Consider the following 26127-nt stretch of genomic DNA (forward strand, 5'->3'; position numbering starts at 1 on the left):
GTACGATAATTTTCTTTATTAGTCAAAGGTTTAGAAGAAATTAATGTGAAATATTTCAGCGAATAAAAAGACCTGGGAGATACACTCACAGGTCCCTTACTTTATTTATAGCTTAAAGCTCGTTTAAAGGTTTTCCAGATACCTAAATCATCTGTTTGAAGGACTAGGCTGGCATACATACGTCCGATAAAGGCTGTTGCAGTCACAGCAAATACAACTGTTATCGCAAGAGAAATCCAAGCCTCGATACTATTTGCATAACCATTAATAGCTCTGAAAGGCATAAAGAAGGTTGAGATGAATGGGATATAAGATCCAATTTTCAAAACCAAATTATCCCCAGAAGCCCCTAAGGCGGTTACCCCTATAAAACCTACCATAATTAAGAGCATCAAAGGAGACAAGGCCTTACCAGAGTCTTCAGGTCGAGAAACCATAGAACCTAAGAAGGCAGCCAAGACAACGTACATGAAAAGACTAACCAAGACAAACAACAAGGTGTTCAGAGAAAAAGCTTCTCCCAAATGACTTAGAATACCTGAATTAGCCAAGAAAGGCATATCCTTAAAGAATAAGATAGCTCCAAGTCCGCCTACAACATAAATACCAATATGAGTCAAAATGACAAGAAGTAAGGCAATCATACGTGCGTAAAAGTAGTGACTAGCACGAATACTTGAGAAGACCACTTCCATAATTTTTGTCCCTTTTTCACTGGCTACCTCTTGAGCAGTGACACTGGCATAAGTAATCAAGATCATATAGAGGAAGAAGCCTAGTCCTGCTGCCGCAAAGGTTTGGACCATCTTTTTACTTTCCTTAGATTCATCAATCTGCTCTGAGAATTGAATCGTTTGTGCCAAGTGCTGTTCCTGTTCCTGAGATAAATGTGCCTCCGAACGATTGAGTTGGTATTGAAGCTCATTCAACTTAGTTGTCACAGCTAACTTAATGCCACTCTCTAGTGAAGTTTCACCGTGATAGACTGCCTTGAGAATACTACCTTCTTGATCAATGGTCAAATAACCTTTTATTTTTTCATCCTTGATGGCTTCTTGGGCGCTTGCTTCATCCTTATAGTCAACATTAATGCCATTGGTCGATTTAAGACTCTCTGTTACAGCAGGCACCGAACTAACTACAGCCACCTTATTATTCTGAGCCAGAGAGGAACTTTGAAGATAGCCAATTCCTCCAGATAAGCCGATAAAGAGAAAGGGCGAGATTACCATAAAGAAGAAACTCCAGGATTTGACATGACGTAGATAAGTTTCTTTGATTACAACCAACATATTTCTCATACTTCCACCCCTGATTCTAGTTTAAAGATTTCATCAATTGTCGGAGCTTGCTGGTCAAAGGTCGCGATATAGTGTCCTTGAGTCAAGATAGCAAAGAGCTCCTGTCCAGCATTTTCGTCATCTAGGATGAGCTTCCAAATTCCCTGCTTGGTCAAGCTAGCATGAATGACATGTGGGAGTTTTTCCAAGTCTTCCTGGCTCCTTTCACTTGCAACAAAGAGTCGCGTTTTGCCGTATTGATTACGAACATCTTGGACTGGTCCATGCAAGACGACACGCCCATCACGAATCATAAGGATATCATCACATAGCTCTTCGACATTGGTCATGACGTGGTCTGAAAAGATAATGGTTGCACCACGTTCTTTTTCTTTGAGGATAACCTGCTTGAGCAATTCGGTATTGACTGGATCCAGACCACTAAAAGGTTCATCTAGAATGATCAGATCTGGTTCATGCATTAAAGTAATAATCAGTTGAATCTTCTGTTGATTCCCTTTTGAGAGACTCTTAATCTTGTCTGTCAATTTCCCCTTAACTTCCAGTTTCTCCATCCATTGAGGGAGTTTTTCTTTGACTTCTTTTGCATCCATTCCTTTTAACATCGCTAGGTAACGAACCTGCTCTAGAACTGTCAACTTAGGCATGAGACTACGTTCTTCGGGTAGATAGCCAATCTGAGCATAGGTTTCCTGACGAATTTCCTGGCCATCAAACTGAATTTCTCCCTGATAATCTAAAAATTTCAAAATACTGTGGAAAATGGTTGTTTTCCCAGCTCCATTTTTTCCAACTAGACCTAAAATTCTTCCAGGCTGAGCTTGAAAATCAACGCCAAACAAGACTTGTTTGGGACCAAAACTTTTTTCAAGATTGCGGACTTCTAACATAATCCACCTCCTACTAATCTTACCCTCATTATACTCCTTTTTTTAGTTATTACAAGGATTTATGTACATTTTTATTAGTAGAATTTACTAGGTATTTTTTATATCAAAACGAATAAAATACAACTTCATTTTTCTTTCCAATATTCGGCATTTACAAAGACAAAAAAATCCATCCCTCAGGATGGATTTTAGACTGTTAACGCACTTCTGCATTCACTTTTTCTTCAAGCGATGCTTGGATTTTTTCCATGTAGCGTGCGACTTCTTCGTCAGTCAAGCTATCTTCTGGATTTTGGAAGGTCAAGCTGTAGGCCATGGACTTCATACCAAGTCCTAGTTTTTCACCTGAGAAGACATCGAAAAGTTTGATATCTGTCAAACGTTTCACGCCAGCAGCTTTGATGGCGTCTACCACATCTTGGTGAGTCACTTCTGCTTTGAGGAGAAGGGCGATATCACGGCTGACTGCTGGGAATTTAGTAATTTCCACAAAGGCTTCTGCTGGTTGAAGGGCTGCCTCAATAGCCGAAAGGTTAAGCTCGGCTACATAAGTTTCAGGGATATCATAAGCCTTAGCAGTGACTGGATGCACTTGCCCAAGGAAACCAAGAACTTGGTCGCCGAGTGAGATCAAGGCTGTACGTCCTGGGTGAAGACTCTTAATCTCTTGCGTTGCTGTATAGGTCGCTACAAGACCCAAACGAGTAAAGAGTGCTTCAAGGATTCCCTTAGCATAGAAGAAGTCAACAGGAACAGCTGCTGTTTGGAAGTCTTTTTCAGCGACTAAACCAGTCAAAGCAAAGGCGAAACTGTTGATTTCATTTGGCAAGTCTTCTTTTGGGTTACCTGTTTGTTCAAAGACTTTTCCAATCTCATAAAGAGCCAAGTTTTTATTCTTACGCGCTACGTTGTAGGCAACTGTATCTAAAATACCTGAAACCATATTTTGACGGAGGACCGAACGATCCACAGTCATTGGCCACATGAGCTCTGTCAAATGAGTTGGTTGAATGGTAAACTCAACCGCTTTTTCAGGAGTTGTCAGTGCATAGGTGATGATTTCAGTTAAGCCTGCCCCTTCTGCAATGGTACGAACTTGACGGCGCAATTTTTGTGTCGCTGTTAATTCACCTGCTGTACCATCGTCTTTTGGAAGACTGGTTGGCAAACGGTCATATCCATAGATACGAGCGATTTCTTCAAAGAGGTCTGCTTCGATAGTGATATCCCAACGGCGACGTGGAACGCTAACTGTGAAGGATTCTGCATTTCCAGAAAGGCCAAATCCTAGACGACGGAAAACATCCTCTACATCCGCGTAGGAAAGCTCAGTACCAAGGACACGGTTAACGTCTGCAAGAGTTGAAGAAACTTCCACATCAGATGTATCCAAGTGGCCTGCTGAAACGATACCCTTCCGCACGGTCGCACCAGCCAATTCCGCAATCATACTTGCTGCCGCATCAAGGGCTTCATTAACGGTTGCCACGTTGATTCCCTTTTCAAAGCGAGAAGATGATTCTGAGCGAAGATTGAGGCGACCACTTGTCTTACGGATAGATTTGCCATTGAAGACAGCAGCTTCAAGGACGACACGAGTAGACTTTTCAGAGATTTCTGTAGCTTGTCCGCCCATGACACCTGCAAGGGCAACAGGTTTATCAGCAACAGTAATGACTAAGTCAGTTGTTTCCAACTCACGCTCTTCCCCATCCAAGGTCACTAATTTCTCACCAGCACGTGCTTCACGCACACGGATGTCGTTTCCTTCAAAGGTATCTAAGTCAAAGGCATGCATAGGCTGACCAAAGTAAAGCAGGATATAGTTGGTCACGTCGACGACATTGTTAATAGGACGAATACCTTCGTTCATGAGGAGGTTTTGCAACCATTGTGGACTTGGTGCGATAGTCACATTGTCCAAGATACGAGCTGCATAGTAAGGAGCCTTGTCCGTATCAATGCTGACAGAAAGAGCATCCGCTGCAACTTGGTCTGTTTCTGTTAAAGTAAATTCTTTAAAATTGACTGACTTGTCATAGATAGCTGCTACTTCGTGCGCCACGCCACGCATAGAGAGGGCATCTGCACGGTTTGGAGTGATGGAAAGTTCGATGATTTCATCATCCAAGTCTAGATAGGAGAAAACTTCCTCACCTGGAACTGCATCATCTGGCAAGATTTGGATTCCATCTGCAAATTCTTTCGGTACAACAGAGTCAGAAATACCCAACTCACCAAGTGAACAGATCATCCCTAGTGACTCTAAGCCACGGATTTTCCCTTTTTTGATTTTGTAGTTGTCCGCAATGCGAGCACCTGGAAGAGCCACCATGACCTTGATGCCTGCACGCACATTTGGTGCTCCACAGACGATTTGACGGGCTTCTTCTTCACCCACATTGACTTGGCAGACATGCAAGTGTGTTTCGGGCACATCTTCACAAGACAAGACCTCACCAACGACAATTTTTGAGAGACCAGCAGCAGGTGATTCCACACCTTCTACCTCGATCCCTGTAGTTGACATTTTTTCAGCCAACTCTTGTGATGGTACATCAATGTCCACCAATTCTTTTAACCATTTATAAGATACAAGCATAATTTAATTCTCCAGAATGACAGTTGTCACTCTAGTTTTTTTCCTTTCCTATCATTTCATTAGAAGAATTATCTTCTTACCTTAATTTCTTTTTCAGTAACCAATCCGTATCTACCTTTTGCCCAACCATAAAACGATGTTGGCTAAATTTTTCAAAACCATATCGATTATAAAATGCTTGAGCTTTTGTATTATGCTCCCAAACACCTAGCCAAGCCCAGGAAAAACCATTTTTTTCTGCAAGTTCCAAAGCGAATTCAAATAGTTGCTTACCAAGTCCAAATCCTTGATATGTTTGTAGCACATAGAGACGTTGAATTTCAAAAGCGTTCTCTAATTCTCTCTCGGTTTGAGCATTTCCCCAGTTGACTTTGAGAAAACCAGCTATCTCCTCTTCATGCATAATGAAATAGGTTTCAGAGTCAGGATCTTCCAACTCAGTTGACAAAACTCTCAGATTATAAGCCTCTTCAAAGTATTCCTGTAACTGCTCTTCCGTATTATCATGAGCAAATGTTTCACGAAAGGTTTGTTTGGCAATTTTTGCCAACACCTCAACATCTGCTATTTCCACTTTTCTAATCATTATTTAAACTGTTCTGAGAAGCGGATATCTCCTTGGTAGAATCCACGGATATCGTTGATTCCGTAACGAAGCATAGCTACACGCTCTTGACCAAGACCAAAGGCAAAACCAGAGTAAACAGTTGCATCGATGCCACTCATCTCAAGGACACGTGGGTGAACCATACCGGCACCCATAATCTCGATCCAACCAGTTTTCTTACATACGTTACAGCCGTCTCCTCCACACTTAAAGCATGAAACATCCACCTCAACAGATGGCTCTGTGAACGGGAAGTAAGATGGACGCAAACGGATTTGACGCTCTTCACCAAACATTTTTTGCACAATCAACTGGAGGGTTCCTTGAAGGTCAGCCATAGAGATGTTTTTCCCAACAACCAAACCTTCGATTTGGTGGAACTGGTGACTGTGGGTTGCATCATCCGTATCACGGCGGAATACACGTCCTGGTGAGATCATCTTCAAAGGACCTTTTGAAAAATCATGGGCATCCATAGCACGCGCCTGAACTGGAGACGTGTGAGTACGAAGCAAGATTTCTTCTGTGATATAGAAAGTGTCCTGCATATCACGAGCTGGGTGATCCTTTGGAAGGTTCATACGTTCAAAGTTGTAGTAGTCTTGTTCTACTTCAAAACCATCCACTACTTGGTAACCCATCCCGATGAAGATATCTTCTATTTCTTCACTAGTTTGTGTGAGGACGTGACGGTGACCAGTCGCAACTGGACGACCTGGAAGTGTAACATCAATGCTCTCACTTGCTAGTTGAGCTTCCACTTTCTTTTCTTCCAAGAGCTTAGCTGATTCTTCAAATGCAGCTGTCAAAACATCACGAGCTTCATTGACGTGTTTCCCGATAACAGGACGCATTTCTGCAGAAACATCTTTCATCCCTTTCAGGATTTCAGTAAGGGAACCTTTTTTACCAAGGACAGAGACGCGCAATTCTTGCAGCTCTTTTTCATTTTCAGCAGAAATCTGCTTCAAGCTAGCTAGCGTTTCTTCACGAAGCGCTTTTAATTGTTCTTCAATAGTTGACATAATTCCTCCATCAGTCACTCGTAAGATAAAAAGAAAACCACATGTCAAAAACTCCACTCGGAGCGTTGACACGCGGTACCATCCGTTTTTATCTGACAAGCCAGACCTTTATTTCTGAATCCATAGGCAAGTGAATTCACCCAGCTTTCATATAGAGAACTTTCAGTCACGGCTCTCCTCCCTGATATACTTCCCCTGAGATACTAGTCTTGCAGATTCCTATTTAATTATTATTCATTTTATCAAATTTCAAGCATTCTTGCAAGGTGTTTTGCGACTAATCAACATAGTCTCCACCTTCAAAGCCATAATACTCTTCCAGACTGAGGCCACTTGCAGCGATTTCTTTGGCTTCTTTGCCAACATAGCGAAGGTGCCATTCTTCAGCCATATAACCCGTTTCTTTTTCCTTACCTTTAAGGTAACGAACGACAAAGCCATAGTCTGCGGCGTGGTCTAAAAGCCATTGAGCAGCCTTTTCTTCTGTCACTAAATCTCCATTTGTTCCTATTAGGTCAAAGGCAAGGCCAGTTTGGTGTTCACTGTAACCAGGTCTTGCAGAATAACGGTCAGCCTCAGCCTTGCCATCTTTATCTACATAGTTTTGATAAAGCTGAGTTTGAGTTTCATAACTTCTAAAACCACTATAGTTGTCGCTAATCGGGAATCCTGCTTGTTGCATAGCTGCAATGAGTTTCAACAGTTCTGCTTTAGCGGTAGGATTTTCCCCTGGATTATAGTCTTTTGACATAGGATAATGCTTATTAGCGACAACAATCTCATCGTACTTGCCTTGAATGCTGTAGTGATCTCCTTTGTCTACTACTTCTGCTTTCTTTTGACTAGCTGCCTGAGACTTACTTCCCGCAGTTCCTTCTTGGACAGTTTTTTCTTCCGTTGAAGTCTGAGTTTCTGAAGTTGCTGGCTTTTCTTGTGAGCAAGCCGCTAATGTCAAGGCTAATAATCCTGATAATACAAGATATCTTTTCTTCATCTTTAATCCTTTCATTTTACTATCTGGTTTAAAGTTTCTGATAATGTCGCAATCAAGTTTTCCAGTCTCCGATCTTTAACGTGATATTCCTCAGCAACCATTTCTTCCCATGGGACCCACCAAACTGGACCACGACCATTAAGACCATGTCCCTTCATATCACCCTCTCGTCTCGGAAAAATATGCCAGTGGACATGGGCATCTCCATTTCCCAACAACTCTACATTCATCTTTTCAGCAAAAAAGGCCTTAGAGACAGCTTCCTGAACTAAGCTCATTTCCTCTAAAAAGCGGAATTTGACAGTTGGATGCAGATGATGTAATTCTGTCACATGTTCTTTTGCCAGGAATAAAGTATAGCCTTCAAAATACTGGTGGTCTCCGATGACAACATAGCCTGTTTCCAGTTCTTTTACAAAGTAGGGATTTTCCCCTGCCTTAATCAATTCAATTCGTTGGCAAATCAAGCACATCTTAGTCTACCAATCCACTCTTGAGATAAGCATCCACCATACGCTCAGTAGCAACTACAGAATCGATATGAGTACGCTCATAAGAGTGACTAGATTCAATACCAGCTCCGAGAAGGGCGTGTTTGACTTCTGCTCCAGCTGACATAGCTGCAGAAGCATCTGAACCATAAAATGGATAGATGTCGAGTTTAAATGGAATGTCTTGGTCTTTTGCTAGGGCAACCAGATGTTGACGGAATTCATAGTGATAAGGGCCTGAAGCATCTTTGACACAGATAGACACTGTGTACTCATCCGTCTGCTGGTCATCTCCCATTGCTCCCATATCTACTGCTAGATATTCAACAACTTGACTTGGGATACTTGAGTTAGCACCATGCCCCACTTCTTCAAAGACTGAGAAGGCAAAATGCGTAGTGACAGGAAGTTCAATCCCTTCTTCCTTATAGACTTTAAGGAGATTTAGAAGGATAGCTGCACTGACCTTATCATCCAAATGACGCGATTTGATAAAGCCTGTCTCAGTTACGACAGTTCGTGGGTCAAAGCTGATAAAGTCACCAACCTCAATACCAAGTGCGCGTGTTTCTTTTTCATTGGTCACTTTTTCATCCAAACGTACTTCCATATTGTCCTGCGTGCGTTCAGCAGTGCCAGCGTCCTTGTATACATGACAAGAAGTCTGGTGGATCAAAATGGTACCTGAAATAGTCTTACCTGTACTAGCCACATGAACTGTACAGTTTTCGCCTTCAATCATGTTCCAAGGATAACCACCGATACGATCCATTTTGAGACGACCGTCTACTTTAACAGTACGAACGATAGCTCCCAAAGTATCCACATGGGCAGTCACATAGCGCTGTTGCTCGTCATTTTTTCCTTTGACAGTAACGTTGACACCACCTTTGGCAGTACGGATTGGTTGATAACCTAGTTTTTCAAGAGTCTCAACCAAATAATTCGTAATTTCACGCGTAAAACCTGTTGGCGATGCGATAGCAGTTAGTTCTTTGATATATTCTACAGTTTGATTCATTTCTTCACCTCTTGCTACCATTATATCATTTTTTACATCTTAGTATGTGTGAAAATAGAAAACTAGGATAATTTGAATACAAAAGTATTTTATGGTATAATAAGAGCAGTTCTTAGGAAGAAAGGAAAAAATATGAATAAATTTTTCAAAATGACGCTTTTCTTAACTCTACCGCTGGCATTCTTGTTGGGATGTTCAAAACAGTCATCAACAACTTCTAACTCTTCAAAAGTAGAGTCAACTGAGGTAAAAACCACTGAGGCTGAAACAAGTGAAAAGAAATCAGAGCTAAAAACTGTAACTTTTGTAAACGATTCTCAGCCTGGTGTCCAGTCAACATTGACCTATACAGTTGACGGTGATAACGTTGTGAAACAAACTGCTCACAATGTCGCTGACCCCGAAGTCCTAAACAATACTGCAGATGATTTAAAAAATCTTGTCGAAGAAACCTACAAAGGATATAAGGGCCTCAAGGGGGTAACTTTATCTGTCGAGATTAAAGATGGTAAAGTCGTACAAGATCTTGAGATTGACCTTTCAGTTGCAAGCATTGACGAACTTAGAAAAGCTTTACCAGAAGAATACTCAGGTGTTGGGAAAAACGTTAGCTTTAAAGCCTCTAAGAAAATGTTAACAGACCTTGGTTATAAGGAAAAAACGAACTAAGAGTAATAGAAAAAAACTTGGCCAACGCCAAGTTTTTTTATTCCATCTCAAAAGCTTCACTCTTTTGCTTATTTGGAAGAACAAGGGAAAGTAAAATACCAATAATCGCTGGTACTAACCATGGTAAGGAAGCCTTAGCAAATGGTAGAGCATTCACAATGTTTGCAAGGAAGGTCACTTCAAATGAACTTCCTAAGACACTAGCTACGGCAATAGCTGTAACAAGACCCATCGTCAATTGCATGCCTGGTTTTGAAAGTGGTACAAACTTGTTCACAATCACAATCATAACAATCACAATGGTAATTGGATACAAGATAACTAGGACAGGGATAGAATATTTGATGATTGCATCAAGACCAAGGTTGGCAATTGCAAAACCAATCAAGGTAAAGACAGTCGCATAAACCTTATAGCTGAGTTGTGGGAAACGTCCGTTAAAGAACTCCGCAGTTGAAACAATCAAACCTACAGTCGTTGTGAAGCAAGTTACTGTTACCATGGCTGCTAGGAATAATTGAGCTGTTGAACCAAAGATTTCTTGGGTCGCTTGTGACAAGATATAAACCCCTGGAGTTCCACCCTTCATCGCTTCTTCTGTCATTGGGAAGTGATTTCCAAGGAAACCTAGGCCAATGTATAGGGCACTAAAGCCAAGTGCTACGACAATTCCGACTACCCAAATGGTTGAGATGTACTCTTTTTTACTCGAAAATCCAAGTTGTTTCAAGGTTTCAACCGCGATTACACTAAAGGCAACAGATGCGAGAGCATCTAGAGTATTATATCCTTCAAGGAATCCTGCTCCAAATGCTGAAGCTTGATAAGCTGCTGTAGCTACTTGTGGAGCATTCCCACCATATTTAAAGGCTCCAAGAATTACCAAGATGATAATTAAGAGGGCAAAAACTGGTGTCAAAACCCGACCGATACGATCCAAAATCTTTGAAGGATTAAGCGCGATTAAGTATGCTGCTACAAAGTAGATAAGGGTAAAGACAATCAAGCCTAGACCTTTGTCAGCATCTGCCAAGAGGGGACTAATCCCTACTGCATAAGAAGTTGTTGCAGTACGTGGAATGGCAAAAAATGGACCAATCGACAAGTACAAAACTGCTAGATAAATCGTTGCAAACCAAGGGGAAATCTTTGTAGAAATCTCATAGATATATCCCTTAGGATTTAAGGTCCCGATGATCAAGGTCAAGACCGCAAGTCCGACACCCGAAAGTACAAATCCTGCAATGGCAGGGAGAAAGCGTTCCCCAGATTGAGCACCTAGGGTAGGGGGGAAAATCAAATTACCCGCACCAAAAAATATTCCAAACAGGAGTAATCCTGTTAAAGCACCTTTTTTAGCCATAAACTCTCCTTATAAAAAATAAAATACTTTCTTAGTATAACATGATTAAAGGCTTGAAAAGGCTATCTCGGAAAAATTTTAAAATGTTTTCAATTTTCTGATTTTTAGAGAAAATAAATTCTCTTTAAAACCTTTCTTATTTTCGGTCTTAAAGGGAGTTTTTTTCTTATTCTAAGGCATCCATGCCACCTTGGACATTGATAACCTCATATCCTTGTTCTGCTAAAAATTGACAAGCGCGTGCTGAACGCATTCCTGATTTACAAATCACGTAGTAAAGATTATCCTTATCTAGTTGTTTATAAGTATCAGCTAATTGGCTGAGAGGTAAATTACGAGCGCCTTCTAAATGAAGAGCCTCAAATTCCTCTACTTCTCTCACATCTAATACAGAAAGCGACTCTTTCTGGTATAGTTGGTAAAAATCATTAAAAGTAATTTCTTTCATTTTTCTTCTCCGAGAATTTTTTGAATTCTTTCTTTCAAGTTAGGCAAAACATCTGCTTCAAACCAAGGATTCTTTTTCATCCAGATTTGGTTCCGAGGTGACGGGTGAACCAAAGGGTAATAATCTGGCAAATAATCCTTAAAGCGATGCACACGGTCTGTTACCTTGCCACTAACTTTCTCATGCAGATAGTAAGCCTGAGCATACTGACCAATCAAAAGCGTCAATTGAATATCTGGTAATTCTTTTAAAAGTTTAGGGTGCCACTTTTCTGCAAAACCAGGTCTAGGCGGTAAGTCACCGGATTTTCCATGCCCTGGAAAATAGAAATCCATTGGCATAACTGCAAAATAACCTGACTTGTAAAAAGTATCTTCGTCCACACCCATCCACTCTCGCAAGCGGTCGCCACTTTTATCCTTCCAGTAAAGCCCCGCTTCCTGAGTTTTAAGACCAGGTGCTTGCCCAATGATATTGATACGGGCTGTTTTTGGTGCTGCAAAGAGAGGTTCGATTCCTTGCTCAGTATAGTGTTGATTTTGTGGGTCAGCCATGATGGCTTGCTTGATTCTTTCGATTTGAGACATCTACTCTCCCTCCAAAAAGAAGTCTAAGCATAAAATCTCAGACTTCTATAGCATTATTTGATCAATTCATAGATAGCTTCAGCATAGATAGCTGCTGCACGGAAGAGATCGTCCAAGGCGATAAATTCGTTGGCTTGGTGCATAGTGTCGATAGAGTCTGGGAACATAGCACCATAGGCTACACCACGTTCTAAGAGACGACCAAAAGTTCCACCACCGATAACTTGTTCATGCCCTTGAAGACCTGTTTGTTTTTCATACACGCTCAACAAGGTTTGTACAAGTGGATCTTCCATTGCTACATAGTGAGGTGTGTGTCCATGTTCAGAAAGGCTAACTGAAGCAACTGGCAAGCTTTCAAGAACTGACTTGATTTGCTCTGGACTTGTTCCTTTTGGATAACGGAAGTTAAGGGCAATGGTATTGTCAGCACTTGTTTCGTCAAAGCGGAAGACACCAGCATTCATAGAAAGGGCACCCATCTTTTCATCCACATGAGCCACTTTCAAGTTTTTGCCTTCGTGGTCATTCAAGAGAATCTTACCAGCAATGTCAAGGAAGTCTTTTGCAGGTCCTTCAAAAGCAAACTGGCTGAGGAAGAGGGCTAGATAAGTTGCACCGTTGAAACCTGAAGCAGGCATAGCACCATGAGCAGATTTACCAATTACAGTCACCTTGTATTGACCGTTTTCTTCTTGAATGTCTCCTCTAAGTTTGTGCTCTGCAACAAATGCGTCTAGTTTCGCTTGCAAGTCAGCCAAGTCCCCTGAAACGACTGCAGTTGCTGATTCTGGCACCATGTTTTCACGCAAACCACCTATGAAGCTGTGAAGACGAGCTGCACCCTTGTTTTCACCAGCAAAGTGGAGGTATTCTGTGATATTTCCTTTTTCACCATTAATAATAGGGAATTCAGCATCTGGAGAGAAACCAAAGTCTGGTTTTGCTAGTCCTACATGGTCAAAATAGTAGTCCATGTCAGCCCAGCCTGATTCTTCATCAGTTCCGACAATAAAGCGAACTTTTTTAGAAGTTGGAAGGCCAAGCTCTTTAATGATTTTCAAACCATAGTAACATGCTGTAGTTGGACCCTTGTCATCTGACGCTCCACGCGCATAAAGACGGCCATCCTTGATAGTTGGCGTGTAAGGATCAGTATCCCAACCGCTACCAGCTGGCACCACGTCCATGTGGGCAAAGATTCCAAGAACTTCTTCTCCTTGACCAAACTCAAAATGTCCTGCATAGTTGTCGACATTTTTTGTTGGATAGCCGTCACGGTCTGCAATTTCAAGGAATTTTTCCAAGGCTTTTACTGGACCAGGTCCAAATGGGTGCTCCGCATCTGCCTTACTGTCATCACGTTCTGAGTTGATTTCCAAAAGGCTAAACAAGTCAGCCAAGAGGGCTTCTTTACGTTTTTCTACTTCTGCTGTAAAATCAATAACTGTCATTTTTACTTCCTATCTTTTTTCGATAATTTCATCTACTGGCAAGCGGTAGCTTGGTTCCAACTTCTCGTCTGTGTATCCTACTGTGATCAAAAGTTCTGGACGGAAGCGTTCTTCAATTTCCAAGACCTCGTTGACTTTTGATTTATCAAAACCAAGGATAATGTTTGAACCGATTCCCTGGTCAGTCAATGCAAGGACTAAGTTCATCGCAACCAACCCTGCATTAAGGGCTAGGTAGTCACTGATTTGTTGTTCATTGTAACGCGCAAACTCTGCTGGAAGATTTTTCATAAAGTACTGAAGTTGTTCTTCCGAGAAGTTCTTTGCTCCACCAACACGGGCAATCTTGCGAGCTCGTTTAGCTAGGTCAGTATCTGTAAACAAGGCAATGGTTACAGGGGCAGATGCTACTTGCTCAAAGTTTGAACCGTAAGCCAATTTTGCTAGTTCAGCATTTCTCTCACGAACTACAACAAACTTCCAAGGCTGACTATTGTGAGCACTCGGTGCCAAGGTTGCGATTTCAATAGCTGTTCGAACATCCTTGGGATCAACTGGTTTATCAATAAAATGCTTAGTCGCATGACGTTTTTTATTTAACTCAAGAAATTTCATAATTGATTTCCTTTTCTATTTCTATTGCTTCCATTTTACCACATTCTGAAAGAGCTTGCAGAGATTTTTCATTAGTGGCCTAAATTATCTTTTTCTTTTCTGATTTAAATTTTAGATTACAAACTCAAACTGAAAATTACAATATTTTTCTATCACTTCCATAAAAAATATATATTGGCTATTTGATTGATTGTCTGGTAAGCTAGATACCATTAAGTAAAGGAGACACACATGAAAAAATTATTCTTATTATTAGCCATTAGTCCCTTGTTAGTGGCCTGTGGACAATCTAAACAGGATAGTACTTCAACTTCCACTGCTATCCCTAAAACCATTGTCGTAGCCACTGCCGGAGACATCCCACCTTTTGACTTTGAACAAGATGGTAATTTGACTGGATATGATGTTGAAGTTTTAAAAGCGGTTGATGAAAAACTGGGTCAATACAAGATTGAATTTCAAAAAACTGCTTGGGAGAGTATCTTCCCTGGAGTTGATGCTGGTCGTTACCAAGCTGCTGCTAACAACTTGAGCTACACCAAAGAGAGAGCCGACAAATACCTATACTCGCTACCTATCGCAAAAAATCCTTTGGTTCTCGTGAGCAGAAAAGAAAAGGCTCTTACCTCTCTTCAAGACATCGCTGGTAAAACTACTCAGGATGACACTGGAACTTCTACTGCCAAGGTTGTTACAGACTGGAATCAAAGTCACTCCGATAATCCTGCTACCATCCAATATTCTGGCGAAGATGTGGCTAAGCGTTTGACTGACCTCGCCAACGGTGAATTTGATTTCCTAATCTTTGATAAAATCTCTGTTCAAAAGATTATCCAAGACCGAGGTTTAGACTTGAACGTAGTCGACTTGGAAAGCAATGATAATCCAAATAACTACATTATCTTCTCAAGCGACGAAAAAGAATTTAAAGAACAATTTGACAAGGTCCTCAAAGAACTCTACCAAGACGGAACCCTTGAAAAACTCAGCAAAACTTATCTCGGTGGTTCTTACCTACCAGATGCATCAGAATTAAAATAAAAGGATTGGCTAGGCCAATCTTTTTTTCTAGCAAAAAATATGTCAAAAATAGTTGACATTTTATTTTCAAAAGAATATACTATAATCAAATATATGTGACACAATCTAAAAAGGAGGAAGCATGAATCGTGTGAAAGAATTCCGCAAGGAACTGGGCATGTCCCAGCTTGAGCTCGCCAAGGATATCGGTGTCTCGAGACAAACCATCAATATGATTGAAAACGACAAGTACAATCCAACCCTGGAACTCTGTCTCAATCTCGCCCGCAGCCTCCAAACAGACCTCAACAGTCTTTTTTGGGAAGATGATTTTTAACAAAAGGAGAAAAAATGAAAAAAGAAACCTTCACTGAAAAACTGATCAAACGCACATACGGCATTTCTGAGCCCCTTGACGAATACAAACGGCGCGAGGCCGATCGTATCGGTAACCAAGTCTTTATCATCCTCTTTTATCTGATGATTTTCGGAAATCTTATTCCACTCGTTCTAGCCTATAAATTTCCTCAACTAGTGGCTCTGGTCTAGCCTCCTCTGATTTTAGTGATTGCCCTCATCGCTGCTAGCTATCTCACCTACCAAATGCAAAAAACAGGGATTACAACTATTGAACCAGATATGCTGAGTGAGAAAGAAAGTAAGCAACTACACTACCCAGGTCTTAAAGCAGGTTTGTTCTTTGGTCTATGGATGTTTTTTATAACTCCTCTTCTCAGTATACTCATAGGTGAAAGTCCGGACTATTTTAATTCTCTTCTCACTATAAGAAATGGTGTATCAAGCATTCTCGGTTCTATCTTCTTCGGAGCAAGCATACAGTTCCTCATCTCTCGTCGCATTACAAGAGCTAAAAAAGTGCAGGATAAGGATTAGGAGAAAGCTTATGAAATCACTAGTAACGTTACTTACCTATCATCTTTTGTTCAGTTCTCTACTCGCCTTCATCATCATTTCAGGGAACTTGCCCATCTACGAAACAGTCCTTGTTCTTGTCTTTGTTCCAGCACTCAACAAAGGACTGACTTATCTAAAGATAGATTCCCAAAAAACGCGTATACTCAACTTAGCACTATGCTTTATGATTATATCCTTGCCACAACTGACGGTTATTTCAAGCGATTGGAAATATTATTTACTATTCACTATCGCTACCCTTTCTTCTATCACTTATCTTTATTATCTCTATCAATTCGTAAAAGCAACAAAGTAACATCGTTCATTTAGGAGAAATTATCCATGCAAAAAGAAGACTTAACAACTCGCTTACTTCGAAATTTCTTTCATATACAAGGGCCTTTTGACGAATGCCGTCAAGAGGTTATCTACAAGGCTTGCGCCCGTTCCATGGTCCAAATCTTTTACTCTTCCTTCTTTCTCTTCCTGTTCTATATTTTGTTCGGACGCTTTATAGAAATTGTTCGATCGCTTATGCCCTACCTCTATTTTGGACTCATTCTGTTCATGAGTATAAAAGCTCAAAGAGCCGTACAAGAGCTTCATCTTGAAAAGGATGACAAATCAGAAATCATCTACAAAACCTACAGCAAACGCCAAATAAAAGTTCGTAGTTGGTTGGTATTTATAAGTATTGAGATTGGCTTATTTGCTCTGTTGCTCTTTCATAAACTCTTCGTTCAACAGATGTCCCTTTCAACTTTCTTGGAAAAAATCATCCAAACAGAGATAATGATCCCCTTACTGGTCTTTGGTCTTAGTATTGGAGCAATCTTTGGGACTATGGTCTACTGCTTTTTATCACTACATAAGGAAAAGTAAGAAACTACTTGGATTATTGTTTAAAAGCAGATGGACAAAAGCTCACTTTATTGCAAAAATTCAGTAAATATTTTCATGATAAAACGCATAATATCAATCTTTTTGAATTCCTGACGTTATGCGTTTTATGATTTTAAAGACAGTTTGCCTCATTCCTTTTACAAAACGAAAAAGCCATTCTTTACAGATGGTTTTCTAGCAACCGAATCGGTACGCACTTTTTTAAGTTGGATACGGACAAAGTCTTATTTTAACTTGCTGTATTGTTTCGAATAGTTCCAAAACTTATTTTTTGTATGTTATAAAAGAATATTTTAAAAATGAAGGTTTTTTCTATGGAAAATGATGTGTTTTTTGATTATTTTTTAAAATCACTTAGGTTTCATTTGGGTGATAGGTGTAAGGATATTGGATTTATAAAGTTTTTTAAAGATGAAAATAATTGTTTTATTACTATAGAGGATTATGTTTTGGAATCATTTGTAATATTGTCAAATATTTTGAGTGAGAAGAGGATTGTATTTTCTTGTGGAATTATTTATAGTAAGGGGGTAGTTACTGGAGTAGAAGTATATATGAATGTATTAGAGTTAGAAAGATTAAATAATTTGTACAAGATATAGTTTTGAAGAATACAAAAAAAGATAAGGGAAGCTGTCTAAATGAGATATGTAGGTTGATAGTATCAATGTTTCCTGGTTTTAGAGCTGTGTTGTTTCGAATAGTTCCAAAATACATCTCGAACTAAATATAAAACAAACCCCTAACACTTCTCCGTGCTAGGGGTTATTTTATTTTCTTAAATAACGCATATATTCGACTAATACGTAGATGAGGATTGTTAAACAAATGATAATCTCTAACCAAACGAGGAGGTTAAGGACTGGAAACTGAAGGATACCTTGAGCCATTTTCAAGGAAGTTGCTGTGATGATGGTTGGAAAGGTTAGGGCTGAGAAGGCTGGTTGGAAACCTTGTTTTAAAATCCTTGGCAAGCGGCTAAGGACAAAGAAAAAGAAGCTCTGTGATGCAAGAATCATAACTAGTAAAATCCAACTAGGAAGACTGTATCCTCCTACTCTCACTAATGCTGCCAAAAGGAGAGAAAATGGAGCACAATAGATTCCTTCTTGCCCCAGCAAAGCGAGCGGTAATGGATTTTTCCTCAAATCTTGATAAATTAGAGGGTAAAGGATAAGGGTTAAGATAAAACCAAAAATCCAAGCTCCATAGGCAATCCCAACAATGCCCACCACGGGGTAGGTCAAGCTCGCTACTGCTATTCCTACATAAAGAACCGTCCAAGTTGGTGTTGCACTGGCCCTTTGTTTAACCAAGACATAGTTCTTTGTAAAGTATAAGATGAGGTAAACATCTAGAAGAAAAGCAAACCACCAGAGAATCTGTGCAACAATACTCATGTTCGGGGGTAAGATTCGTAATAAATACGTTGATAAAATCATCCCTGCCATGGGAAAGGTTGCCATTCCTGACAAAACAGGGGCTTTCTTTAATTCTTGCTTACTTTCATGCCAGTTATTGAGGTGGCTTACCAAAAAATAAAACCACAAAATCAAGCCAGACAAACTAAAGATGTGTGATAAAAGCGGAAAAATATCCAAGATGAGATTTCCTGCTCCAGCCAATCCCAATAAGCAACCTGAAAAGGCTAAGGGGAGTTTTTTCATACCAACCTCCGAAAATGACGTTACTATCAGTATAGCATAAATAAAGCTCAGCTAGACAAGGCTTCATCAATTTTTTTGGCTATAAAACGATTGTCCCCTTTTAAAATACTCACTAACAATAATGATTAAAATAAATTCATCAAAAAAGTACCTATCAAGTGATAGGTACTCTTTTGACATTTCATTCTATAGCTTGGTTAGCCTTTAAAGGTTACGATAGTCGCTCCAGAACCACCTGCATTTTGTGGCGCATAGCCAAAGCTCTTGACTTGCTTGTTTCTTTGGAGATATTTGGTTACTCCTTCACGGATGACTCCTGTACCGATACCATGGATGATGTCCACTTGGGCCATGTTGTTGAGCAGGGCTTGGTCGATAAAGGCATCCAAGGCTTCCATAGCCTCCTCATAGCGTTTGCCACGAAGATCAAGTCTAGCCTGCGGTGCTTTACCAGCAGCACGCTTGACCACGTTAACTTGTTTTTTCTTGACTGGCGCTTCTTGTTGAGCTTGTACTAAGTCAAACTCTTTTTCTTCAAGCGTCATCTTAATCAAGCCAACTTGAGCTTCCCAGCGACCATCCTTGAGTTGATTAGTCAAGGTACCTCGTTGACCATAGCTTAAAACGATGATATCATCCCCAACTTTTGGAGCTCGTTTTTTCTTAGCCTTTTGGAGGACCTTGTTTTTAGAAAGATCTACTTTTTCAGGTGCTAACTTCTTGAGTTTGGCCTTGGCTTCGATAATTTCATGTGGTTTTAGTTGAGATTTACTGTGAAGATTTTTAAGAATATCATCACTCTCAACTAGAGCCAATTCAACAATCTCCGCAGCTTGCTCACGCGCCTTATTGAGTTCTGTTTCCTTCTCACGATTGAGCTCATTGTAGAGTTTTTTAAGCGCACGGTTCATCTTGAGGTTTTCTTGCTCGACCTGGCGAATATTCTCAAGACGTTTACGGCTTTCAAGCGTCTGCTCTTCCAATTGCTCAATAATACGATTGACATCATTGTCTTGATTAATCTGCTTGCTAGCATCGCCTACAATGACATCTGACAACCCTAGACGTTTAGCAATCTCAAAGGCATTGCTTCGACCAGGTACTCCCTGCATAAAGCGATAGGTCGGGCGCAAGCTAGCTGTATCAAACTCCATGCTGGCATTTTGAACATAAGCCGTTTCAATCCCATAGGCCTTGAGTTCAGGATAGTGAGTGGTTGCCATAGTCTTGACCTGACGCAAACGCAAGTCTTCTAGGATAGACATGGCAAGGGCTGCACCTTCTTGGGGATCTGTTCCTGCTCCAAGCTCATCTAGCAACAAAAGCGAGTTTTGATTGACCTTACCAAGAATATCAACAATATTAGTCATGTGACTAGAGAAGGTTGAAAGACTTTGTTCGATGGATTGTTCGTCTCCAATATCCGCAAAGACTTCCTCAAAAATCCCCACACGACTTCCCTTATCCGCCAAAATCGGCAAACCTGACTGAGCCATCAATTGCGTCAAACCTAAGGTTTTAAGCATAATGGTCTTACCACCCGTATTGGGACCAGTGATAACGATGGCTGTTAGATCCTTACCAAAGTGTACATCATTAGCAACAGCATTTTGCACCAAGGGATGACGAACATGAAGGAGTTGAATCTCCTGTCCTTCAGAGACTTGTGGCACTACTGCTCCTGTCTCTTGGATAAAGCGAACCTTAGCCCGAATCAAGTCCAAATGCCCAATAATCCATGCATCATTAGCAATTTCAGCCGCATGAGGTCGCACTCGCTCAGAGAGTTCTTGCAGGATACGCATCATTTCATAGCGCTCGTCTGCACGAAGACTGGCGATTTCCTCACTCAGCTTGACTACTTCACGCGGTTCGATATAGACAGTGTTCCCGCTGGCAGAAATATCATGAACCACACCGGCAATCTTATTACGATAGGTGTTTTTGACAGGAAGAACCTGGCGACCATTTCTACTAGCGATGATGCCTTCAGTCAACATCTGAGCCTTTTGTTTGAGAAGGTCTTGCAAGACGTCACGAACTTGGCTCTCGCTATCATGGATTTTACGACGGATTCGTGCTAGTTCCTCACTAGCAAAATTCTCAATAAATCCAGCTTCATTGATGGCCTGGAGATTGCCCTGTAGATGTGGGAAATCATGAAGTTTCTCAAACCAATTTGCCAAGTGGTCCAAGCGTACATTTTCAAGATTATCATAGAAATTTTTCAGTTCACGGCTGGCAAATATGACACGTTTGAGAAGGAGAAATTCCTCTATGTTGAGATCAGCACCCATCTCCAAACGTTTACAGGTAGCCGCAATATCTTTTGTTGCCGAAATGCTAAAATGAGGATGCTCAACAAAGAGTTCTTGCATCTCCTTCATCTCTGCAAAGGCCTGTCTAATTTTATCAACTTTATCTGTTGGGACTAGCTCTTTTAACTGTTCTAGTCCTTGTTCCGTCAAAAAATGAGGTTCAAATAAAGCCTTAATCTTGTTAAATTCTAACGTTTCTAGTATTTTTGTATTCATCTTATTTCCTTAGTATAAAAGTTATGGCTTTTCTTATTTTCAACTCTTTAAATCAATCTCTTACTTTTCGAAATTGTAAACAAAAGGCTAGGAATAGTTCCCGCCCTTTTTAACCGATTATTTTAGTAACCCAAAGATGTTTAATAAAATTAGTTGTGAATGGAATGCTTTGGATGATATGTCTAGCTACAAAGCTATTTTCAAGTGAATTTTGAACAATTTGTAATGGCACAGTCGCGAGAATCGTTAGCATCATCTGGAGGACAAACAAGGTCACACCGATTGATAGCACACCCGCACCGATACGGTAGTATTTCCCATCAAGTATCTCACTTGGTACTAGGTTTAGAAAAAGACCAAACAAACGGCCAATGCAGTAAAAAATCGTAAAGGCTAAGAGGAAGCCGACACCTGCATAAAAAACTTTATCTAGTTGGAAAAGTTGATTGGGTGGGAAAAAGAAAGTTCCCTGTCCTTCCTGCGGATTAGCATAAGGGATTAATAAATTGAACTTCTGTCCTAAAGCTAGGTAATATTTGCTTGCAAAATAAGCTGAGACAATCGTTGCTACAAGATAATATGCTTGTAAAATAATTCCTCTGCGGTAGCCAATATAAAAGCTCCAAGCAAGGATTAATAAGAGTAGAATGGAAATCATAGGGAATCCTCAATCTTACTCTGCTCTTGTTTAGCCGCAACCACTTTATAACGGAGCGATTCTAACTCTTGCTCCTTATCATCAAATTCAATCTCACGGCTGAGCTGTGTTGACAAGCAGTTAACCGCTAAGAGAATAGCTACTGTCTCATCATCAGCTCCAGGCATTTGTTCTTTGATTGCTTCATACTTTTCCGTCGCAACTTTAGCAATCTCCTCCATGAAAAGATTGTCATGTTCAGTTGTCAGCGTTAATGTTTTTTTCCCAAATGTAAACTTGAATCGATTTAAATTTGCCATAAAATTCACCTCACGATATTATACCAAATTTCACTAAGTTTGTCAGTTTTTACCAATTCTAGCGCTTTTATGGTACAATAGAGACTATGGCAAGTATCACATTAACTCCGAGTGAAAAGGAAATTCAGACTTTTGTTCAAAAGCATGAACATGCACTCACTCCTAGTAAAAATCCTTATATTCGCTACTTTTTAAAACTTCCTCAAGCCAGTGTTTCCGTCTATACATCTGGGAAAGTCCTCTTGCAAGGGGAAGCTGCTGAAAGCTATGCTAGCTTTTTTGGTTATCAGGTAGCACAAGTAGTTAGCGGGCAAAATTTCCCCTTAATTGGAACAGATGAAGTCGGAAATGGTTCCTACTTCGGTGGTCTGGCTGTAGTGGCGTCATTTGTAACTCCTGATCAGCATGACTTGTTACGAAAACTTGGGGTTGGAGATTCTAAAACACTAACTGACCAAAAGATTCGTCAGATTGCTCCCATTCTTAAGGAGAAGATTCAGCATCAAGCACTCCTTCTTTCGCCAAGTAAATATAACGAAGTCATTGGTGAACGCTACAACGCTGTTTCTGTTAAGGTAGCTCTTCACAATCAAGCAATCTTTCTCCTCCTTCAAAAGGGAGTTGAGCCTGAAAAAATTGTTATTGACTCCTTTACAAGCTCACAGAACTATGAAAAGTATCTAAAAAATGAAGCCAATCATTTTCCTAATCCAGTCACGCTAGAGGAAAAAGCTGAGGGCAAGTACTTGGCTGTTGCAGTTAGCTCCATTATTGCGCGTGATCTCTTCCTAGAAAATCTTGAAAATCTAGGCCGAGAACTTGGTTTTCAACTTCCAAGTGGGGCTGGAACGGCTTCCGACAAGATAGCTAGCCAAGTTCTTCAAGCTTACGGTATGCAGGGACTCAATTTCTGCGCCAAACTACACTTTAAAAATACTGAAAAAGCAAAAAAAATGCTAGAAAGGTAAATTATGAAATACATTATAAATTTTTTAAAAGAATGGGGAATTATCTTCCTACTTATCGCACTAGTAGGGCTTAGTCGTATCTTTCTTTGGAGTAATGTGCGTGTAGAAGGACACTCTATGGACCCTACTCTAGCTGATGGAGAAATCCTCTTTGTTGTCAAACACCTCCCTATCAATCGCTTCGATATCGTAGTTGCCCATGAGGACGACGGAAACAAGGATATCGTTAAGCGTGTTGTCGGTACACCGGGTGATACCGTACGTTTTGAAAACGACAAACTTTATATCAATGGTCAAGAAACTGATGAACCATATTTGGCAGAATACCTCAAACGATTTAAAGAGGATAAACTCCAATCTACCTATACTGGAGAAGGTTGGGATGGAAAAAAAGGCGAGTATTTCAGAAGCATTGCTGAAAAAGCTCAAGCTTTCACGTTAGATGTAAATTACAACACTAGCTTCACCTTCACTGTTCCAGAGGGGCAATACCTCCTACTTGGTGATGACCGTCTGGTATCTAGTGATAGCCGACATGTTGGTACTTTTAAAGCAAAAGATATCATTGGAGAGGCAAAATTCCGTTTTTGGCCACTCAAACGTATTGGAACAGTCTAATATCACTAAGAGGCCGAGAATACTAATCTCAGCCTCTTCTCATTCTATTCTGAATGATAAATTTCATTCAGGAATGTAAAGGAATTATATGGAAGTCTATTTTACAGGTACGATTGAACGTATTATTTTTGAAAATGTCAGCAACTTTTACCGTATTCTCCTTTTAGATATAGAGGATACCAATGCTGAGGACTTTGATGATTTCGAGATCATTGTTACAGGGACCATGGCTGATGTTATCGAGGGAGAAGAATACACTTTCTGGGGGCAGATTGTCCAACACTCCAAATACGGAGAACAACTGCAGATTTCCCGTTACGAAAGAGCAAAACCAACTAGTAAGGGTTTAGTCAAGTATTTCTCAAGTAGCCATTTCAAAGGGATTGGTCTCAAAACTGCCCAAAAGATTGTGGAACTCTATGGGGAAAATACTATCGATGAAATTCTGGAACATCCTGAAAAACTTGAGACTATCTCAGGGCTGTCTTCTAAAAGTCGTGAGGCCTTTGTATCTTCACTCCGTCTCAACTACGGGACTGAAATGATCTTGGCCAAGCTTGCCAACTATGGCATTCCTAATAAATTAGCTATTCAAATTCAGGATACCTACAAAGAGGAAACTATTGATATCGTTGAAAATTATCCCTACCAGTTGGTAGAAGATATCAAGGGCTTAGGCTTTACCATCGCTGACCAATTAGCACAAGAATTGGGCATTGAAAGCCAAGCACCTGAACGTTTCCGAGCAGGACTCATTCATAGCCTTTTAAACGCTTGTATGGAAAGTGGGGATACTTATGTTGAAGCTAGAGACTTATTAGAAAAGACTCTAAATCTACTGGAATCCTCACGTCCTGTAGAACTGGAACCAAGTCAACTTGCTCAAGAATTGTCCAATCTCATTGAAGAAGAAAAAGTCCAACAGGTTGACACTAAAATCTTTGATAACAGTCTCTTTTTTGCAGAAGAAGGGATTCACAATCACCTCATTCGTATCCTTGAAAAAGAAGAAACCGATAAACAAGAAACAGAAATCATCCAGGAGCAGATCGCAATTGTTGAGGAAGAATTAGGCATCCAATACGATGCCATTCAAAAACAGGCAATCTGCGATGCTATCCAAAACAAGGTCTTTATCCTGACCGGCGGACCTGGTACTGGAAAAACCACTGTTATCAATGGGATTATTGCCGTCTATGCTCTATTAGAAGGACTGGACCTTCGAAATAAAAGTAATCTACCGATTCTCCTTGCTGCTCCAACTGGTCGTGCGGCTCGTCGCATGAATGAGCTAACAGACTTGCCAAGTGCAACCATTCACCGCCACTTGGGTATGACTGGAGATGACGACACTAGCCATTTAGAAGATTATCTAGATGCTGATTTTATCATCGTAGATGAGTTCTCAATGGTAGATACTTGGCTAGCCAATCAACTCTTCTCAAATATTTCCTCTACTAGTAAAATTCTCATCGTAGGAGATAGTGATCAGTTGCCTTCGGTTAGCCCAGGTCAAGCTCTAGCTGATTTGCTCCAGATTCCAAGTATTCCGCAAACACGCTTGGAACGAATCTACCGCCAGAGCGAAGAATCAACCATTGTCACACTTGCGAGTCAGATTCGTCAGGGAATTTTACCTGCAGATTTCACTCAGAAAAAAGCAGACCGTTCCTACTTTGAAATCGCTAGTAACCAGATCCCAGCGACCATTGAAAAAATCCTAGACGCTGCCATCAGAAGTGGCATCCCTGCACGAGACATCCAAGTTCTAGCTCCTATGTATCGTGGAGCAGCAGGAATCGATGCCATCAATCAACTCATGCAAGAACTGCTCAATCCTCTTCAAAAGGGACAGATTAGTTTTGAAGCAAGTCAGTTTCAGTATCGTAGTGGAGATAAGGTCATTCATTTGGTTAACGATGCAGAAGTCAACGTTTTTAACGGAGATCTAGGCTACATCACGGACCTCATTCCTGCTAAATACACTGAATCTAAACAAGATGAAATGATGATTGATTTTGATGGGAACGAAGTCGTCTATCCACGCAACGAATGGTACAAGATTCGTCTTGCCTACGCCATGAGTATCCATAAATCTCAAGGAAGTGAATTCCCAGTTGTGTTTCTTCCCATCACCAGTGCTAGCAAGCGCATGCTAGAGCGTAATCTCATCTACACTGCTATTACTCGGGCTAAAAGCAAACTCATCCTACTCGGTGAACTTCAAGCCTTTGATTATGCAACTAAACATATCGGAACAGCTCGAAAAACCTATCTGATTGAACGTTTCAGCGACTTAACTGAAATCTCTGAGGAACTAAACGAGCCTATTCTCGAACCCACAAATCAGATTAACCCTCATCAACCTTACATTCTGACTGAAGAAAACTGGACTAGTATCCCAGCCATGATTGGGATTAGCCAAGATGACCTTGATGAGTTTTTCGGAAAATAAAGCACAAAAAAACCACCGATCCG

The 26127-nt window shown here is 40.5% G+C and carries 26 protein-coding genes and 1 pseudogene; 10 read left to right on the forward strand and 17 right to left on the reverse strand.

The features are described from left to right. Positions 1–101: 101 nt before the first annotated feature. The 8 genes from ACLNCS_RS01895 to ACLNCS_RS01930 form a co-directional block, all read right to left on the reverse strand. A complete protein-coding gene (locus ACLNCS_RS01895) occupies positions 102–1301 on the reverse strand; it encodes an ABC transporter permease (protein WP_424846972.1) in 1200 nt (399 codons plus the stop codon). After that, positions 1298–2191 carry an ABC transporter ATP-binding protein gene (locus ACLNCS_RS01900; RefSeq protein ID WP_424846974.1) on the reverse strand — a complete coding sequence of 298 codons (894 nt, stop codon included), beginning with the start codon at positions 2189–2191 and terminating at the stop codon, positions 1298–1300. The genes ACLNCS_RS01895 and ACLNCS_RS01900 overlap by 4 nt, the downstream gene beginning before the upstream one ends. Positions 2192–2387: 196 nt before the next feature. Continuing rightward, entirely contained in the window at positions 2388–4793 is a 2406-nt protein-coding gene (gene pheT / locus ACLNCS_RS01905) for a phenylalanine--tRNA ligase subunit beta (RefSeq protein WP_070677102.1), read from the reverse strand. Positions 4794–4869: 76 nt separating this feature from the next. Continuing rightward, positions 4870–5379: a GNAT family N-acetyltransferase gene (locus tag ACLNCS_RS01910; RefSeq protein ID WP_070677101.1), complete on the reverse strand. Its 510-nt coding sequence runs from the start codon at positions 5377–5379 to the stop codon at positions 4870–4872. Then, the gene (pheS, locus tag ACLNCS_RS01915) at positions 5379–6425 is read right to left on the reverse strand and encodes a phenylalanine--tRNA ligase subunit alpha (protein WP_070677100.1); all 1047 of its coding nucleotides are present in this window, start codon (positions 6423–6425) and stop codon (positions 5379–5381) included. The genes ACLNCS_RS01910 and pheS overlap by 1 nt, the downstream gene beginning before the upstream one ends. A gap of 277 nt (positions 6426–6702) precedes the next feature. Continuing rightward, a complete protein-coding gene (gene ldcB / locus ACLNCS_RS01920) occupies positions 6703–7419 on the reverse strand; it encodes an LD-carboxypeptidase LdcB/DacB (protein ID WP_004252109.1) in 717 nt (238 codons plus the stop codon). 11 nt (positions 7420–7430) lie between these two features. Next, positions 7431–7892 carry an HIT family protein gene (locus tag ACLNCS_RS01925; protein ID WP_004252106.1) on the reverse strand — a complete coding sequence of 154 codons (462 nt, stop codon included), beginning with the start codon at positions 7890–7892 and terminating at the stop codon, positions 7431–7433. A 1-nt stretch (position 7893) separates the two neighbouring features. Next, on the reverse strand, positions 7894–8931 hold the full coding sequence (locus ACLNCS_RS01930; protein WP_004252105.1) for a M42 family metallopeptidase: 1038 nt from the start codon (positions 8929–8931) through the stop codon (positions 7894–7896). A gap of 132 nt (positions 8932–9063) precedes the next feature. Between ACLNCS_RS01930 and ACLNCS_RS01935 the strand changes: the two genes are divergently transcribed. Continuing rightward, positions 9064–9600, forward strand: coding sequence for a DUF1307 domain-containing protein (locus ACLNCS_RS01935; protein ID WP_004252101.1), 537 nt, complete (start codon positions 9064–9066; stop codon positions 9598–9600). 37 nt (positions 9601–9637) lie between these two features. Here the strand turns inward: ACLNCS_RS01935 and brnQ are convergent, their stop codons facing one another. The 5 genes from brnQ to ACLNCS_RS01960 form a co-directional block, all read right to left on the reverse strand. Next, positions 9638–10963 (reverse strand): branched-chain amino acid transport system II carrier protein, encoded by a 1326-nt coding sequence (gene brnQ / locus ACLNCS_RS01940; protein ID WP_004252098.1) that lies wholly within the window; start codon positions 10961–10963, stop codon positions 9638–9640. A gap of 166 nt (positions 10964–11129) precedes the next feature. Further along, positions 11130–11411 carry a rhodanese-like domain-containing protein gene (locus ACLNCS_RS01945; RefSeq protein WP_004252096.1) on the reverse strand — a complete coding sequence of 94 codons (282 nt, stop codon included), beginning with the start codon at positions 11409–11411 and terminating at the stop codon, positions 11130–11132. Continuing rightward, the gene (locus tag ACLNCS_RS01950; protein WP_004252092.1) at positions 11408–11998 is read right to left on the reverse strand and encodes a uracil-DNA glycosylase family protein; all 591 of its coding nucleotides are present in this window, start codon (positions 11996–11998) and stop codon (positions 11408–11410) included. The genes ACLNCS_RS01945 and ACLNCS_RS01950 overlap by 4 nt, the downstream gene beginning before the upstream one ends. A gap of 53 nt (positions 11999–12051) precedes the next feature. Then, entirely contained in the window at positions 12052–13452 is a 1401-nt protein-coding gene (pepV, locus tag ACLNCS_RS01955; RefSeq protein WP_424846980.1) for a dipeptidase PepV, read from the reverse strand. A gap of 9 nt (positions 13453–13461) precedes the next feature. Next, positions 13462–14067 carry a nitroreductase family protein gene (locus ACLNCS_RS01960; RefSeq protein ID WP_049548371.1) on the reverse strand — a complete coding sequence of 202 codons (606 nt, stop codon included), beginning with the start codon at positions 14065–14067 and terminating at the stop codon, positions 13462–13464. Between the two features lie 231 nt (positions 14068–14298). Between ACLNCS_RS01960 and ACLNCS_RS01965 the strand changes: the two genes are divergently transcribed. The 6 genes and pseudogenes from ACLNCS_RS01965 to ACLNCS_RS01990 all read left to right on the forward strand — a co-directional run bounded on the left by ACLNCS_RS01965 (position 14299) and on the right by ACLNCS_RS01990 (position 17507). Then, entirely contained in the window at positions 14299–15108 is an 810-nt protein-coding gene (locus ACLNCS_RS01965; RefSeq protein ID WP_424846982.1) for an amino acid ABC transporter substrate-binding protein, read from the forward strand. Between the two features lie 121 nt (positions 15109–15229). After that, positions 15230–15424 carry a helix-turn-helix transcriptional regulator gene (locus tag ACLNCS_RS01970; RefSeq protein ID WP_001082478.1) on the forward strand — a complete coding sequence of 65 codons (195 nt, stop codon included), beginning with the start codon at positions 15230–15232 and terminating at the stop codon, positions 15422–15424. 14 nt (positions 15425–15438) lie between these two features. Continuing rightward, a pseudogene (locus ACLNCS_RS01975) lies at positions 15439–15981 on the forward strand (DUF3278 domain-containing protein). A gap of 10 nt (positions 15982–15991) precedes the next feature. Continuing rightward, positions 15992–16318 carry a hypothetical protein gene (locus ACLNCS_RS01980; protein ID WP_424846984.1) on the forward strand — a complete coding sequence of 109 codons (327 nt, stop codon included), beginning with the start codon at positions 15992–15994 and terminating at the stop codon, positions 16316–16318. Between the two features lie 26 nt (positions 16319–16344). Further along, positions 16345–16884, forward strand: coding sequence for a DUF3278 domain-containing protein (locus ACLNCS_RS01985; RefSeq protein ID WP_424846986.1), 540 nt, complete (start codon positions 16345–16347; stop codon positions 16882–16884). A gap of 335 nt (positions 16885–17219) precedes the next feature. Next, the gene (locus ACLNCS_RS01990) at positions 17220–17507 is read left to right on the forward strand and encodes a hypothetical protein (RefSeq protein ID WP_424846988.1); all 288 of its coding nucleotides are present in this window, start codon (positions 17220–17222) and stop codon (positions 17505–17507) included. 168 nt (positions 17508–17675) lie between these two features. On the opposite strand, the gene ACLNCS_RS01995 is transcribed toward ACLNCS_RS01990, so the two are convergent. The 4 genes from ACLNCS_RS01995 to zapA all read right to left on the reverse strand — a co-directional run bounded on the left by ACLNCS_RS01995 (position 17676) and on the right by zapA (position 22063). After that, positions 17676–18572, reverse strand: coding sequence for a TDT family transporter (locus ACLNCS_RS01995; RefSeq protein WP_424846990.1), 897 nt, complete (start codon positions 18570–18572; stop codon positions 17676–17678). Positions 18573–18769: 197 nt separating this feature from the next. Next, complete coding sequence (locus ACLNCS_RS02000; RefSeq protein ID WP_424846992.1) at positions 18770–21106, reverse strand: endonuclease MutS2; 2337 nt, start codon at positions 21104–21106, stop codon at positions 18770–18772. Positions 21107–21215: 109 nt separating this feature from the next. Next, positions 21216–21764, reverse strand: a complete 549-nt coding sequence (locus ACLNCS_RS02005; RefSeq protein WP_006147991.1) for a CvpA family protein — start codon at positions 21762–21764, stop codon at positions 21216–21218. Then, a complete protein-coding gene (zapA, locus tag ACLNCS_RS02010; protein ID WP_004252047.1) occupies positions 21761–22063 on the reverse strand; it encodes a cell division protein ZapA in 303 nt (100 codons plus the stop codon). The genes ACLNCS_RS02005 and zapA overlap by 4 nt, the downstream gene beginning before the upstream one ends. 86 nt (positions 22064–22149) lie before the next feature. On the opposite strand from zapA, the gene rnhC reads away from it, so the two are divergent. The 3 genes from rnhC (at position 22150) to recD2 (ending at position 26104) form a co-directional block, all read left to right on the forward strand. Beyond that, positions 22150–23031, forward strand: coding sequence for a ribonuclease HIII (gene rnhC, locus ACLNCS_RS02015; protein WP_424846995.1), 882 nt, complete (start codon positions 22150–22152; stop codon positions 23029–23031). A 3-nt stretch (positions 23032–23034) separates the two neighbouring features. Then, on the forward strand, positions 23035–23649 hold the full coding sequence (gene lepB / locus ACLNCS_RS02020; RefSeq protein ID WP_074324394.1) for a signal peptidase I: 615 nt from the start codon (positions 23035–23037) through the stop codon (positions 23647–23649). Positions 23650–23737: 88 nt separating this feature from the next. Then, on the forward strand, positions 23738–26104 hold the full coding sequence (gene recD2, locus ACLNCS_RS02025) for an SF1B family DNA helicase RecD2 (protein WP_424846997.1): 2367 nt from the start codon (positions 23738–23740) through the stop codon (positions 26102–26104). Positions 26105–26127: the final 23 nt, after the last annotated feature.

Source organism: Streptococcus sp. CL9.43 (genome assembly GCF_049737935.1).
GTDB lineage: Bacteria > Bacillota > Bacilli > Lactobacillales > Streptococcaceae > Streptococcus > Streptococcus infantis_I.

Coding starts and splice junctions, on each gene's coding strand:
- ACLNCS_RS01960 (WP_049548371.1), bottom strand. CDS start 14,067: ATGAAATTTCTTGAGTTAAATAAAAAACGTCATGCGACTAAGCATTTT.
- ACLNCS_RS01910 (WP_070677101.1), bottom strand. CDS start 5,379: ATGATTAGAAAAGTGGAAATAGCAGATGTTGAGGTGTTGGCAAAAATT.
- zapA (WP_004252047.1), bottom strand. CDS start 22,063: ATGGCAAATTTAAATCGATTCAAGTTTACATTTGGGAAAAAAACATTA.
- ldcB (WP_004252109.1), bottom strand. CDS start 7,419: ATGAAGAAAAGATATCTTGTATTATCAGGATTATTAGCCTTGACATTA.
- ACLNCS_RS01995 (WP_424846990.1), bottom strand. CDS start 18,572: ATGAAAAAACTCCCCTTAGCCTTTTCAGGTTGCTTATTGGGATTGGCT.
- pheT (WP_070677102.1), bottom strand. CDS start 4,793: ATGCTTGTATCTTATAAATGGTTAAAAGAATTGGTGGACATTGATGTA.
- ACLNCS_RS01950 (WP_004252092.1), bottom strand. CDS start 11,998: ATGTCTCAAATCGAAAGAATCAAGCAAGCCATCATGGCTGACCCACAA.
- ACLNCS_RS01895 (WP_424846972.1), bottom strand. CDS start 1,301: ATGAGAAATATGTTGGTTGTAATCAAAGAAACTTATCTACGTCATGTC.
- ACLNCS_RS01945 (WP_004252096.1), bottom strand. CDS start 11,411: ATGAAAGAAATTACTTTTAATGATTTTTACCAACTATACCAGAAAGAG.
- ACLNCS_RS01935 (WP_004252101.1), top strand. CDS start 9,064: ATGAATAAATTTTTCAAAATGACGCTTTTCTTAACTCTACCGCTGGCA.
- lepB (WP_074324394.1), top strand. CDS start 23,035: ATGAAATACATTATAAATTTTTTAAAAGAATGGGGAATTATCTTCCTA.
- pheS (WP_070677100.1), bottom strand. CDS start 6,425: ATGTCAACTATTGAAGAACAATTAAAAGCGCTTCGTGAAGAAACGCTA.
- ACLNCS_RS01990 (WP_424846988.1), top strand. CDS start 17,220: ATGGAAAATGATGTGTTTTTTGATTATTTTTTAAAATCACTTAGGTTT.
- pepV (WP_424846980.1), bottom strand. CDS start 13,452: ATGACAGTTATTGATTTTACAGCAGAAGTAGAAAAACGTAAAGAAGCC.
- rnhC (WP_424846995.1), top strand. CDS start 22,150: ATGGCAAGTATCACATTAACTCCGAGTGAAAAGGAAATTCAGACTTTT.
- ACLNCS_RS01980 (WP_424846984.1), top strand. CDS start 15,992: ATGAAATCACTAGTAACGTTACTTACCTATCATCTTTTGTTCAGTTCT.
- ACLNCS_RS01970 (WP_001082478.1), top strand. CDS start 15,230: ATGAATCGTGTGAAAGAATTCCGCAAGGAACTGGGCATGTCCCAGCTT.
- ACLNCS_RS02005 (WP_006147991.1), bottom strand. CDS start 21,764: ATGATTTCCATTCTACTCTTATTAATCCTTGCTTGGAGCTTTTATATT.
- ACLNCS_RS01985 (WP_424846986.1), top strand. CDS start 16,345: ATGCAAAAAGAAGACTTAACAACTCGCTTACTTCGAAATTTCTTTCAT.
- ACLNCS_RS01900 (WP_424846974.1), bottom strand. CDS start 2,191: ATGTTAGAAGTCCGCAATCTTGAAAAAAGTTTTGGTCCCAAACAAGTC.
- ACLNCS_RS01925 (WP_004252106.1), bottom strand. CDS start 7,892: ATGTGCTTGATTTGCCAACGAATTGAATTGATTAAGGCAGGGGAAAAT.
- ACLNCS_RS01930 (WP_004252105.1), bottom strand. CDS start 8,931: ATGAATCAAACTGTAGAATATATCAAAGAACTAACTGCTATCGCATCG.
- recD2 (WP_424846997.1), top strand. CDS start 23,738: ATGGAAGTCTATTTTACAGGTACGATTGAACGTATTATTTTTGAAAAT.
- ACLNCS_RS01965 (WP_424846982.1), top strand. CDS start 14,299: ATGAAAAAATTATTCTTATTATTAGCCATTAGTCCCTTGTTAGTGGCC.
- brnQ (WP_004252098.1), bottom strand. CDS start 10,963: ATGGCTAAAAAAGGTGCTTTAACAGGATTACTCCTGTTTGGAATATTT.
- ACLNCS_RS02000 (WP_424846992.1), bottom strand. CDS start 21,106: ATGAATACAAAAATACTAGAAACGTTAGAATTTAACAAGATTAAGGCT.